We start from the raw sequence: 14,133 nt of genomic DNA, 5'->3' as shown, positions 1-14,133 counted from the left end.
TGAAAATGAGTTTACAAAACAAATTATTTTGCATAAAGATTTAAGTTTGAAATTAAAAACTGATGATTTTAAAAAGAATTTTTACAAATCAATTCAAGAAGAAATTTATTGAAAAAAGAAATGAATAAGATCAAATGAATTTTCAAGAAGTAAATTTTATTCAATTAAAATTAGTTCTTATTTTAAAAATGCTATTTTTATCATTGATAAAAGAATGTATTCAAATCCTCATTATTTATTTATAATTCCTGAATATTTTTTTAGTTTTAAACAAATTAGTTCAGAGAAAATATTAAAAAAAATAATAATTAAAACTGACATTCTATATGAAAAGTTAGAAAAATTAATCTAAATTTTAAAATTTATAGGAAGATAACTTATGAATAAAAGTATCAGCACACATGATGATGTTATAAAAAAGTAAAACAAATAATTTTAAAAAATAAATATTTTGGTTTTGATAGTAAAAATAACTATTAATGACTAAAAATATTATAAATAATTTAAATTTAATAATGAAAATATAAACTAAATTTAAAAAATAAATACTATAAATATTTACAGTAAAAACATTTAAAAATAATGTTAATATATAAATTTTTTTCTAAAAAAATATTTAAATTATAAATTTTTAATACTTTTTTTAATTTAAATTTTAATTTAAAAATATTTATATTTTTTTATCAAAAGATATTGCAAGATAATTATCACTAAGTTTATTAAACAAATTTTTATGCTTTTCTATTTTTTGCAAGATTTCTAAAATATTTGATAAAGTTTTAATATAATCTTTTGCATTTTTTTCATCTTGAAATTTTTTTAATTTTTTTGACATTTCAGGAAAATCTTTATCTAAAATTTCTTTTTGATAATTGTTTAAATTTGTATCTACTTTTTTTACTTTTTTAAAGTTTAAATCAAAATATTGAATAAAAAAACGATTTATTTTTTTAACATCAGCATCAGTTTTTACAAATTTTTTGAGTAAAGTATTAACAGAATTAATAATAATTTTATCCTTAACAAAATTATTAGTTTTTAATGTTCTTCCTAAATAAAGATAAAAATCTTTTTCAGTTTCAGAAGTAATTAATAAATAAAAATTAACAATTTTAGATACTGTAAAAATATAGTCAAAATTATTAAATTCAACATTTTTTATTTTATTTTTACTTGTATTTAAAAAATATAAAATTTTTTCATATGCTTGTTTTGAAATTGATTTTATATTATTATTATTAGTAGTAGTAGTAGTATTATTTATTTTTTCTGTTTCTTTTTTTGTTGTATTTATTTTTGAAGATTCAACATTATTTTTTATTGAATTAGAATTTAATTTATTATTTGCTGCTGAAGAATTTTTTGATTCATTTTTAAAATTTAGTGATTCTTTTTTTGTGTTTTGTAAATCAGGAGTTTTTTCTTCAATTTTTGTTTTTTTAGTTTTATTTATTTCTTTTTTAGGTTTTTGAATTGGAAACTTTTTTTTATTATTAGTTAATAAAATTGAAACAACAACTATACTTGTAATTAAAGTAGTTAAACCTAATGATATTAGGAAGATTTTGTATCTTTTTTTCTTTTTCATTTTACAATAACCTCAATTTTTTTTACTTTTAAAATTATATATATATATATATATATAATCAAAGAAATTTTTGAATTAATTTGAGATTTTGTGTTTGTTTAATTTATATATTTATTTTAGTTTTTATATTTTTTCATTTTTTAACAATGTTTATTTTAAAAGAAAAAAATAAAAAAACCAAAATTTTAAATTTTGGTTTTTTAGTTTTATAAAATTTTAATCATAAATTGAATCATTAAAAATTAAATAAGCAGCACCTAAAATTCCTGAATTATTTTTATATTTTGCTGATGCTATTTTTGTTTTAAATGGTGTTTTTGATAATATTTGATAAAATTCATTTTCTAAAATTTCTCTAAATTGTTTGTCTAAATGCGCTAAACCACCACCATATTTTATTAAATCTAAATTTAAGAAAATCGCACTATTGGCAAGAAATTGTGCAATATTTTTTAAATAATTTAAAATAATTTCCTTAAATTTTTTATTATTTTTGTAATTTAAAACAAAAGCATCTTTATCATGTGAATCACAATAAAATTCTTTTTTGAGTTTTTTATTTAAATTTGTAAAACTTAAAACTTCATTTATATTTGAATTTTGAAAACCTAAATAACCCAATTCTCCACCTAAGCCATTTTCTGATTCAAAAAGTTTACAATTAAGAACAACCCCAGCTCCAACTCCAGTTCCAAAAGTAATTACTGCATAATTTTTAATTATTTCTTTTGCATGAATTAATTCAGCTAAAGCTGCTGCATTAGCATCATTAATTAAAACCAATTTTTTATTATATAAATTTTCTAATTTATTAAAATCTAAAGACATTAATTCTTCATAATCTGAATTTGTATGTACAATTTTTTTTAATTTCGAACTAACAACTCCAGTAGTGCTAATAGCAATTGCATCAAATTTTGTTTGATACTTATCTAAAACAGAAATTAGATCTTCAAAAAGGGTTTTTTTGTTTGTTAAAAAATTACCTAAAAATTCAAATTGATAATTTTCATTTACAAAACCATATTTAACTGTGGTACCACCAATATCAAAACTAATAATTTGCATATTTACTCACTTTTAAAACTTTTAATTTAATTTCAAAAAATAAATTTTTTTATATTTTACAATTTAAATTTCTAAAAATTTATTCTTAAATTTTTCCTATTGTAATTCCTACAATTAATTTAGTTTCTTTTTTTATTATGATGATTAAATTTAGTCACTCTAAAAAGTATTTAATGAATTTTTTATTATCTTCATTTAAAATATCATTAATTATTTTTAAAATTCAACAAATTTTGGTAAATCTTTTGATTTATCAAAATATTTGCCATTTTTTAAATTTACTAATTAATTCATCACATTCTGAAAAAAGATTAAAAATGAAACTTTTTTCAAATAATTAAAGCATTAATTTTTTAACATCATAATTTTGAATATTTTTGACTTGTACATTAAATTTAGTTACATTATCATTTTTAATCTACTAATTTAAAACTATAATGTTTTTTAAACAAGATGCAAAAGTAATTTAAATATTTGTTATCAAAATAATAAAAATTAAAGATTTTAGTATTTTTTATTTTTGCAAAAGTACTTTTTTAATATTTTGATAAATTTAAGTAATTCTTCTGATTTAAACAAAAACATTCTTATTTATTATCTCATATATTTATTATTTAGATTTTAAAAACTCTAATTCAATTTCATCAAGTAAAATTTCTGTTTGAACTTCTGGTAAATCATCATATTTATTTTCAGTTTCATAAGCAACCAAAACAGTTGCTTTATTATTTTCAACTTTTACTGATAAAACTTTAGAATATCCAAAATGATTTTTATTTTCTGGATCTTTAGTATCAAAATTAAAAATTTCTACAACTTTTTCAAATGTTTCATCAGTTAAAAATAAAGCCCCATTTGTTCTTTTTCCGGCCTTAGTTCTTGGCGCAGCAAAAATGAAATAATTTTTATCTTGATAACGGAATAATTCCAATCCTGAAAAAACATTAGCATGAGAGTTATTTTTTAAACTAGAATAATTTTGACCTTGATCGGTTTTATGAACTGCTTGTCAAGTTTCTCCGCCATCTAAAGATTTGGATATAACGTTTCCATTATCATCGACATTTCTAAAAAATCAATAAAGAACTCCTTCTTGTGTTTCTAATAATGTCGATTCAGAAATTTGTTCTTTAATATCAACTTTTTTTCTTGTTCAGCTTTTTCCAAAATCATCACTCACAAGTAAAAATGGAGCATGTGTTTTATAGTTTAAAAAAGCATAGAAAGGCAATAAAATACGGTTATTTAATTTTGGATTTTTTTGATATTTTAATGAAATTCCACTCCCAACAGCATTACCTTTAAATTTAAAACTAGACAAATCCTCATTATTTTCATTTTTATCAATATAACTATTTAAGAATTTTAGATTTTTTCAACTTAATCCTCCATCTTCACTTTCCATGCTAATTGTTGCTGCTTGCTTTATAAATCATCTTAATTTTTTGTTGTTATATGATATTTTTTTATGAGATTTAGGTTTTCTTTTTACTGGATTGCTTACAAAATATTGATCAAAAATACTATGTTCTGTAGCAGAAGAAGCTAATTTTTCAGGATTGTTTAAATCATCAAAAGATTTAATTTTTTCAAAAATTTGACCAGTTAAAGTGTTTTCTTCACCTAATCTTAGATCTATGAATTGTTCTGTAGCCTGAAGTTGATTAAAACTATTTATGTTATTTACAGGAATATTAGAATATTCATCTTTAATACTAAACATTTGCATTCAACCTTCATGGTTTTCTACAGGTTTCAAAAAATATGCTTTTTCTTTTGTAAATGTAATTCTATTATAAATTTTCATAAGCATTTGATTGTCAATTTTTTGATAAAGATTTTCTCGACCTAACTCATGAATTAAAATTCCAAGTGGAACTAAATTAGTTACTAATAAAATTTTCTCTTTGTTATTGTTATCTAAAAAAGATGTTAATTGTGAATCAATTGCTAAACCTTTTTTTCTTTAGGTGTTTGAATTTTTAAAGTATTAAGAGCTTTTCCAAATGTTTTTCCTTGATCAAAAGAAACTTTATGATTTATATCAATTCAATTATCTCCATCAGAATTGTTTAGCCATCTTTTATCAATAGTGGTTACAATAGAATTTTTAGTTTTTATTATATTTGGAATACGATAAGAATTTGAATCATTTTCTTTATGTGATCATAATAAAACAGAATTAATTTTTTTAGCATTAACTAATTCATTTTTTACTGGTGCAGAAACATATTTTTCCTGAATTTTTTTTAATTTTTTCTCAGTTTCCATTCTTTCTTTAGTATCAACAGTGCAACATTTCTTGTATCAATCAGGTATAGGATCTTCTTGTGGTTTTGAAGTGCATCCTGCAGCAATAGTTGCAACAGGAGCAATTCCAAGTGATAATGTTGATAAAAGCAATAATTTTTTGCGTTTCATTTTTATTCTCTTTCTTTTAATTTAAATATTTTTAATTTAGATTTAATAGGTTATAACTTTAAAAATTAAAAAATAAATGAAAATTATTAATTTTAATTTATTTTAGTTTTTAATAAAAGTTAATCTGAAAATCCAAAAGAAAAAAATTCTTTTGGATAAATTTAAAAATTACATATTAGTTTGCTCAAAAACAATTTTATCTAATTGAGCTATTTGTTGCATTTTTTGCTCAAGTTGAACACTGATTTCTTTGTTTTTTTTAGCTTTTCGTTCTAATTTTGCTACTTCTTTTTCTAATTTTTCTAATTGAACAAATTCCTTAGTTTTAGTTCAAATAGTTAAATTCATTAAATTAGTTTCTTTTTTAGGTTTAAATAAAAGAGAAGCAGGATAAGTAACAATCATAAAAATCGCAAAACTAACTAAAGCAATATATTCGCCTGCAAAAACAATAAATTTAAAAGTTGCTAACACTCAAATTGGTAAGGTAATTGCAAAAGAAATAAAAATTCCTATCATAACTCCTGTAGCATTTGTTTTTTTGGTAAACAATCCTAAGAAGAAAGCTCCTGCTAATGGACCACCTAGCAATCCCACAATTGAAATAAAATAACTAATTAAATTATTAATTCCTGAAACATGAATAGTTATAGCAACCAAAACACCAAGCACACCAAATATACAAATAAAAATTTTTGAAAGTACTAACTTAAATTTATCTTTGATTTTTCATTTTTTTTCTAAAACATCAGTAATCAAAGTTGTAACTAAAGAATTAAGTGAAGAAGATATTGTTGATTGACTAGCAGCAAAGACCGCAGCAACAATTAAACCTGAGATTCCCATTGGTAGTGAAGTTACAATAAAATAAGAAACTAATGTGTTATTTGGGGAATTTGGTCTACCTACAATTGAATCGATAATCTTAGGATCATCAACATTATAACCCAAACTTGAATAGTATGAATACAACACTGAACCAGCTGCATAAAAAACTAAAATAGTAATAGCAACTAAAATAACATTTACATAAATTGATTTATAAGCTGTTGAAATTGTTTTTCCAGCTTTATAACGTTGCACAATATCTTGTGAAGCTGTATATGAGAACATATTTTGAACATAACTTGAAAGAAAGATGATAATAACTCCACCAGAGGCAAGTTTAATTTCAAATTGTTTTATTGATAAAACATTTTGAATTTTGGCAACACTAAAATCAGTTAAGGCCAATCCAAAAATTACAATCAAAATAATCCCAGCAAACAAAACAAAGCCTTGAATTGCATCAGTTCAAAGGATGCCCTTAAATCCACCTAAAAAGGTTCCTATTACAACAACGAGACCAATTATAAACATTAATAAATAAATATTTATATCAATAAATAAAGATAAAGTTAAAGTTGGAATATAAAGAACAATTGCGATCCTAAAAATATGAAATAAAATAAAAGAAACTGAAGCAATAAAACGAATTAAATAATTAAAACGGTTTTCTAGATATTGATATCCAGTACTTCCTTTAATGCGACGGTAAAAAGGAATGATAATTTTTATTAAATAGGGGGTAATTAATAGAATTGTTAATTGTCCAAACGCTCACATCCAACCTGTTTTAAAAGCAAGTCCAGGGGTTGCTAAAAAAGTTAGTGAACTAAGCCCAGTAGCTCAAATGGAAAGACCAACTACAACAGAAGGGACTTTTTCACCCTTAGCAGCTAGATATTTAGCACTATCAAAATTTTTATTGCGTCTTGCTTGCAGATAAAAAACCAAAGGAATTATTAAAACTGCAATAAGATAAACAACCATTACAACTCAATCTAAAACTGTAAATTCGGTTTTTTTCATTGATTTTTTCTTTCTTAGTTTTTAATTTAATCTATTTTAACTTTAAAAACCAATTTTTTAAATTTGGTTTTTTTGTTAAGAAATTTAGGGCAGTGCGCTTCTTCAGGAAAGAATATTGCAAATTCATCTAATTTCAATTTAAAAAAATTACGTTGTGTATCTAAGCGATAAAGTGCTACATCTTCATGTTCATTATATGCAGAAATTTGATTGGACAATTCTTCAGGAAATGCAAAATAATAGCTTTCATTTTCATCTAAATTAATATGAAAATCTAAATATTTTTTATGAAATTCATACATAGCATTTTCATAAGAATAAGAATCTGCATTGATATGAAAACCAAAAACTTTATCTTCATCAATTTCAATTTTACCACTAGGTAAATTATTAAAATCTTGTTTTTCAAGTCAATTGATTAGAGTTTTTAAATTGCCGTTAATATGTTCATAACGTTTTAAATTAATCAATTTGTCAATGATCATTTTTTCTCCTTTTTAATAAAGAATTTTTAAATTTACAAATATAACTATTTAATTAAATTTAAAATTTCTTTACCAACTTGTTCTGTTTTTGTGTTAGATTTTGCAAATGGAACTCTTGTATCCCCAACATCAACACCTTCTAACCTTAAAATGGCTTTAAGACCTTTCATCACTCCACCTGTACTAATCAATTTTTGAATGTAGTCATTGTAAGAATGTGTATGTGATTGTAATGACTTAAAGTCTCCTTTTTGAAAAGCATTAATAATTTTTCTTGCCCCTAAAGCATTAACATTATAAGTAGAACCAATTCAACCTTTTGCTCCTAAAGTTAAAGATGCTCCAAGTGCTTCATCTCAAGAAAAGAAAAAGAACTTGTCAGGATATTTACTTACTAAACGTTCATAAAGATAAATGTCTGTTGAACCATATTTAGCACCAGCAACATTTTTAATTTTTAATAATTCACCAAATTCATTTAATCCAATTTTTGCATTAGCTAATTGAGGTAAATAATAAATAAACATAGGTAAATCAACATGTTCAGTAATTAATTTATAGTATTCTTTAATCTCTTCAAAATTAAAACTATAGTAATAAGGGGTAATTGCACTTACAGCATCATAACCAAGTTTTTTAGCATATAAACCATACTCAATTACTTCTTCTAGTTTTAAATCTCCAATTTGAGCAATTAAAGTTACACGATTTTTAGTTTGATCTGCAACAATTTCTAAAATGCGTTTTTTCTCTTCAAAAGATAAAAGTAAAAATTCACCTGTTGATCCTGTTAAATAAAAACCATCAACTTTTTGCACTTCAATTAAGTAATCAACTAACTCTCTCAATCCTTTTTCACTAAGTTTACCATTTTCATCAAATGGTGTAACTAAAGCGGGAAATAATCCTTCAAATTTTTTCATTTATGCTCCATTTTCTATTTTTTCTTTAAATAAATGAGTAATATACTTTGGACGAGTAATAGCTGATCCAACCACAACTGCATTAGCATATTTTAAAGCTATTTGTGCTCTTTTTGGAGTATCAAAACCACCTTCCGCAATCAAATATCTGTTATTTTGAACACAAAGTTTCTGACAATATTTTAGAAAAGCATAATTCTTTTCATAATTACTCATTTTTTTTGTTTGTTCAGTATAGCCTCTTAAAGTAGTGCCAATAATTTCAAAACCTAATTTAATAGCATTAGAAACATCTTCTTCATTAGAACAATCAGCCATAAGTTTCTGATGCGGTTTTTTGTATTTTTGAAAATAATTTACCATTTCTTCTAAAGACTCTTTAGGGCGCTTTCTTAAAGTTGCATCCATTGCAATAATATCAACACCAGTAGCGATTAATTTTTTTAATTCAACTAAAGTAGCTGTAATAAAAACATCACTATTTTTATAGTCTTTTTTAATAATTCCAATAATTGGAACCTTAAAATCAGCCTTAATAAAATCATTGATGTTTTTAATTTGACTTGTCCTTAATCCTTGTGCTCCGCCTTGAATTACTGCATTGGCCATTTTTAAAAGTGAACTTCCACCATACATTGGTTCACCTTTTAATGCTTGTACTGAAACAATAAATAATCCATTTTTAATACTCATAATTCAAGTAATATTTTATCCTTTTTCTAATTTTTAATTTTAATTTTAAAAAATTAATGCCTAATTTTCACATAAATTCCATAAAAATTATGAAATAAAAAATTTTAAAATAAAAAAATAAAGTTTTTTCTTTAAAGCAAGAAAGAAAATAAGACAAATGTTAAAAATATTTTAACTGAAAAATTTATTATTTAGATAATGATAAAAAAGTTCTTAACTCTTCTTAACACTATTAATAACAAAATCTTAAAATTAGAAATATTGGTATTAAAAGTGTTGAGAAAACTTTTAAAATTTACTATTTTTTATAGTATATTCTATGCATTATAACAAAATAAAAACTTATTAATAATAGTGTTAATAACATTTTTTCAAACCTGTTTTTGGCATATTTTTTAATTACTTAAAAACAATTATCTTAACAAGTTTTTTTAAAATCAAACAATAGCTTAAAAACTATTTTTTAGTTTTAAGACTAAAACTTTTTAAATATCTTTAAAATTAAAATTTTTAGTTATTATTTTATATTTAGTTTTGGTCTTAGTAATGTCAAAATAAATAATTTTAATGTTTTAAATTGTTTTTTTCTATTGTAGTTTTTTAAATAAAAATTTATTTTTAAAAAAATATAGTTAAAAAATTATTCTATTAAATTTAAAATAAATTGGTTTTAATAATTTATTTTAAAATATATTTTTAAATTATTTTTGCTTTATTTTTCTAAAAAAAAAAAAAAAAAACATAAGAATTATATCTTAGGTTAATTTAATTTAATTGTTTTTTTAAACTGTTGAAGAAGTGCTATAAAAGGTTTGTGAATCAACAATTTTTTCTAAATCATTTTTCTCTTTTTCTAGTCTTTCAAGTAGATCTCATTGTTTAAATCCTTTTTTAGTTGACTTAGCTAAAACCTCTTCATATTCACTTTCAATGTCATTAATTTTTTTGAATTCTTCAGTTCTTGTTCAGAAAGTTTTATTTGTAAGATTGTGTTTAACATATGAAATTTTAAACTTATCAACAATAATTGAAACTACATATCCAAAAACTATCGCTACACCAAAATTAATCATTGTAGTAATAGCGCTATGAATTTTGATTCTTAAGTCATCAGGTATAAATTTCTGAGAAAATATTCACAAGAAAACTCCAAGAATACTTGCTAGCGTAAAGCCAGTTAAAGCACCAATTCAATTAGTTCTCTTAGTAAATATTCCTAATAAAAAGATTGCAATGGTTGGAGCATTAAGTACAGCTATAATTCCTGCAAAATAGTTAAATAAACCATCTTGATTAGTAACAATTAATACTATTCCAAATGCTGTTCCTAGAATTCCAAAAATACCAACAAATGCTTTTGATAAAATAGTTGTTGTTTTATCATTTAATTTTTTAAATCTAATAACAAAGTCAACAATAATAGAATTAGATAATGAAGATAGACCTGAAGAAACTGTTGATTGTCCAGCAGCAAAAACACTTGCTATTAATAAACCAACAATTCCTATAGGTAATGATGAAGCGATAAAGTATGAAAAGTATTGTGCACCTTTTGCACCTTTACCAGCAATAGCTTGAATACTATTTGCTGCACCATCTAAATAGTATCCCTTAGAACTAAAGAACATATAAATTAGTGATGCAACACCAAAAAATAAAAATGCAGAGAATAGAGAAATTCCAAATGCTGTTCACAAGGTTTTTTTAATTTGTTTTAATGAATTAGTTCCTTTATATCTTTGAGTTACATCTTGAGAACCCATGTATGCATAGGCTGCATTAATCAAGTTATAAACAAAAATCAAGAAAAATCCTGCATTAATTAAATCAGGTTTAACAGAAGCTTTATCAAAAATTTGATGTGAAACAAAAGTTGATGATCCTCAATCAATACTAAAAATTGCTAAAATAAGGATCAAAACTGTTCCAAATAGCATAACAATTCCTTGCATTGTATCAGTTCAAATAACAGCTTTAAACCCTCCAAAAGCAGAGGTAATAGTAATTGTTAATCCTATAAAAATTAAAATAACAATTGGATTGATATCAATAATTAATGATAATCCTAAAGTTGGCACATATAGTACAACTGCTACTCTAAAAATTTGAAATATAATAAATGAAATTGAACTTAATGCTCTTAAAGAATAATGAAATCTATTTTCTAAATATGAATATGCTGTAGATTCTTTCATTCTTCGATAAAAAGGTACAATGTAAATGCTAACAAGAGGAATAATTGCCAAAATTGCAAATTGAGCCCCCATTCACATTCATCTTGATATAACAACCTGTCCAGGGTTATTTAAAAAGAACAGTGAGGATGAAATAGTTGCAAAAAGCGACATTCCAACAACAAAAGTTGAATTTCGACCACCTCCTGTAAAGAAATGTTTAGCTTTATCTTTAGTTATTTTTTTCTTACCATATTTATCTTTGGCTCAAAATAAAAATCCCATCGCCAAAACAACAAATAAATATAAAGCAATGACTACATAGTCAAGTGTGTGTAAATTTATTTTTTCATGTATTTTCATTTTTTAATCTCCTAAAATTAATTTTGCCAATTAATTTTATTTTTTAATACCTTTAAACTGAACAAAACTAGTTCCAGTAACTAATTCAGTTTCTTTACTTTGATCATCACCAAATCTAATAATTCTATACATTATTGACAATTGACTATCTTTGTTGACATGATCTTTAAATTTGCTATATGGAATCTTGAATTCAATTTCACCATTTTTTATCAATGAACCATTATCAGAATTTTCAAAAAGCTCAATTAAGCTCTTAGTTTTATCCCCTGATTTGAAAAAGAAATTCATATATTTTTTTGTTTCATATAGATTTTTAGCATCCATGTTATTGGCTATAATTCTATCAATTCCATCATTGTCAAGTACATAAGTTGAAATTTGTGATTCATTTGTTTTTTTGAAAATACTATTTAATTGAGTATTTTTAATACCAGCAACATTAACAAAATTATCTAACTTTTCATTTAAGACATTTTCAACAGAAGTAATGTTTTCTTCATTTTCCCATAGAACTTGTAAATATGCCTTTTCACCATTGAAAAGTTTATTTAAATTACTTGCTTTAACAGTTATAACTTCTTTTTTCTCATCTATTTCCGCTTTAAGATTGTAACTTCCTTGTAAACAAGAAACAGATGCAATTGGTACAACTGACATTGTAGCAGTTAGTGTTAAAAATTTAAAAATTTTTTTTATTTTCATATTACTCCTTTAAAGTATTTTGAAAATTTTATATTAGATATAAGATTATTAACTAAATCAAAAATTTGAATTCAATTTTGTTTATAAACATTAATTGCAATTCTTCTACCATATTTGGTATGAATTTAATAATGCTTTAAATTAGCTTTGATAAAGTTTATTAATGCCAAATTAATTGTGTCTAATTCTTATACTCTATTTTGAATTACTGCATTATTAATTTTTAAAAATAAATTTAGATAATACATTTAGATTGAATTTGAAAAATTAATATTGAAACATTAATATCCATAATTTTAATCTTTGTAATTCAATTAAAATTTTATATTTGTTTTATTTTTTTAAAAAATTAAATATATAAGTTTTCACATTAATTCCATAAAATTTAAAAAAAATAAATCTAATTTAATTGCAAAGATAGATTTTTATAAAAATTTTGGTGCTTTAATTTATGAGAAATTTTTTTATTTTTTGTAAGCTAGATATTTAAATAAAAAATTGTTTTATAAAAAAATTTATAACTATTTTTTAAAATTAACTTTTGTTAGTACTTAAACTAAAGTGTTGTTTTAATTTGGAAAAACAAAAACTTCATAAAAACTATACAACAAAAAATTTTTTAAAATAAAAAATAGGACTTTTTTCAGTTCAAAGTCAATCTTTGTTTTTCTCATGTTAATAATCAGTTAAGACAAATTAAAATAATATTCTTAACTTTGCCTTTTTTATGCCTCTCGCGTGCGCGCAGCTTTAAAGCAGGAAAAGCAAAATAAGACAACTGTTAAAAACAGTATATTTTTTCCTAAAACATTATTATATACATAATAATGAAAAGTTCTTAACTCTTCTTAATAGTGTTAAGAACAGACCCCTAAAGTTAAGAAGATTGGTAAGAACAGTGTTAAGAAAACTTTAAGAATTTATAATTTTATAATATATAAAATATATTATAAGAAAACAAAAAATTATTAATAATAGTGTTAATAACATTTTCTCAAACTTGCTTTTTTGGTGTATTTTTTAACCCTTCAAAAAAGCATCTTCTTAACAAGTTTTTTTACCTAATTTTAAAGTTCATAACTTTAATGTTATGTCTATTTTTGAAAAAAAATAAAAATAAAAAAATTTAAAAAATGAGTTTAAAAATTTAAACAAGAAAAAAAATTTCCTTTGTTTTCCATATTCATTTTAATTAAATTTTTAAAAGAATTAATGCCATAAGTTGTAAATTTTTTAATTATTTTTTTCTTAATATAATGTGAAATAATTACCCAGTTCTTGATCCAATGTCAAAATTTTTATTAAAATTTATTAGTGGTGCTTTGTTATTTAATTAAACTTTTTTGAACAGTTCTAACTCTTTAAATTTACTTTTTGCAAAGTTGATTTCAAGTAATTATTTAATGACAATATTTAAATTAAAAAAAAAAAAAAAAAAACTAGTTCTTAGAGCTGTGTCAAAAAATCAAACAATTACATCTCCCCCTAAAATTTAAACACTATAATAAATTGTTTTATAGAAAAATTCAGAGTTACAACTTTAAGTTTTTTGCTTTTTAGTTTATAAAAAATTAGTTGATTTTAAACAAATTTATAATTTTTAAGTTTAAAAATATTTTTTTAGACTCTATGTTATTTTTAATTTGAAATTTATTTGACAAATACTTTAATTTCATATATATATATATATATATATAATATAGTTATTATAAGTTTAAACTTAATTAAAAATTTTAAAAAAGGATTAAAATGAAACGTAAAAAATTAATGATTTTATTGCCTTTACTTATTAGTGTGGCTCCTATGATAGCTATTTCTTCTGCTTGTTCACAACAAAATAAACAAAATAAAACACCAAATCA

General features: G+C 22.4%; 11 protein-coding genes. 1 reads left to right on the top strand and 10 read right to left on the bottom strand.

Annotated features, from left to right (window positions below):
• Positions 1–352, top strand: a 352-nt coding sequence (locus U744_RS04700; RefSeq protein ID WP_036432038.1) for a hypothetical protein, incomplete at its 5' end; no start/stop codon positions are given.
• Between the two features lie 318 nt (positions 353–670).
• On the opposite strand, the gene U744_RS0103500 is transcribed toward U744_RS04700, so the two are convergent.
• From U744_RS0103500 to U744_RS0103445, 10 genes are all read right to left on the bottom strand, one after another.
• Positions 671–1,588, bottom strand: coding sequence for a hypothetical protein (locus U744_RS0103500; RefSeq protein ID WP_025755681.1), 918 nt, complete (start codon positions 1,586–1,588; stop codon positions 671–673).
• 216 nt (positions 1,589–1,804) lie between these two features.
• Positions 1,805–2,656, bottom strand: coding sequence for an ROK family protein (locus U744_RS0103490; RefSeq protein ID WP_025755680.1), 852 nt, complete (start codon positions 2,654–2,656; stop codon positions 1,805–1,807).
• Between the two features lie 610 nt (positions 2,657–3,266).
• On the bottom strand, positions 3,267–4,463 hold the full coding sequence (locus tag U744_RS0103480) for a sialidase family protein (RefSeq protein ID WP_025755679.1): 1,197 nt from the start codon (positions 4,461–4,463) through the stop codon (positions 3,267–3,269).
• Between the two features lie 143 nt (positions 4,464–4,606).
• Complete coding sequence (locus U744_RS0103475; protein ID WP_025755678.1) at positions 4,607–5,077, bottom strand: sialidase family protein; 471 nt, start codon at positions 5,075–5,077, stop codon at positions 4,607–4,609.
• Positions 5,078–5,245: 168 nt separating this feature from the next.
• Positions 5,246–6,928, bottom strand: a complete 1,683-nt coding sequence (locus U744_RS04600; RefSeq protein WP_025755677.1) for a sodium:solute symporter family transporter — start codon at positions 6,926–6,928, stop codon at positions 5,246–5,248.
• A gap of 26 nt (positions 6,929–6,954) precedes the next feature.
• Positions 6,955–7,413: a YhcH/YjgK/YiaL family protein gene (locus tag U744_RS0103465; protein WP_025755676.1), complete on the bottom strand. Its 459-nt coding sequence runs from the start codon at positions 7,411–7,413 to the stop codon at positions 6,955–6,957.
• A 44-nt stretch (positions 7,414–7,457) separates the two neighbouring features.
• Positions 7,458–8,336, bottom strand: a complete 879-nt coding sequence (locus U744_RS0103460; protein WP_025755675.1) for an N-acetylneuraminate lyase — start codon at positions 8,334–8,336, stop codon at positions 7,458–7,460.
• Positions 8,337–9,029 carry an N-acetylmannosamine-6-phosphate 2-epimerase gene (locus U744_RS0103455; protein ID WP_025755674.1) on the bottom strand — a complete coding sequence of 231 codons (693 nt, stop codon included), beginning with the start codon at positions 9,027–9,029 and terminating at the stop codon, positions 8,337–8,339.
• 782 nt (positions 9,030–9,811) lie between these two features.
• On the bottom strand, positions 9,812–11,566 hold the full coding sequence (locus U744_RS0103450) for a sodium:solute symporter family transporter (RefSeq protein ID WP_025755673.1): 1,755 nt from the start codon (positions 11,564–11,566) through the stop codon (positions 9,812–9,814).
• Between the two features lie 36 nt (positions 11,567–11,602).
• Positions 11,603–12,271 (bottom strand): hypothetical protein, encoded by a 669-nt coding sequence (locus U744_RS0103445; protein WP_025755672.1) that lies wholly within the window; start codon positions 12,269–12,271, stop codon positions 11,603–11,605.
• Positions 12,272–14,133 lie beyond the last annotated feature (1,862 nt).

It is taken from the genome of Mycoplasmopsis cricetuli ATCC 35279 (assembly GCF_000526955.1).
Taxonomy (GTDB): Bacteria; Bacillota_I; Bacilli_A; order Mycoplasmatales; family Metamycoplasmataceae; genus Mycoplasmopsis; species Mycoplasmopsis cricetuli.
The sequence above is the reverse complement of the archived record's forward strand: the minus strand, read 5'-3'. Positions and strand labels throughout refer to the sequence as shown.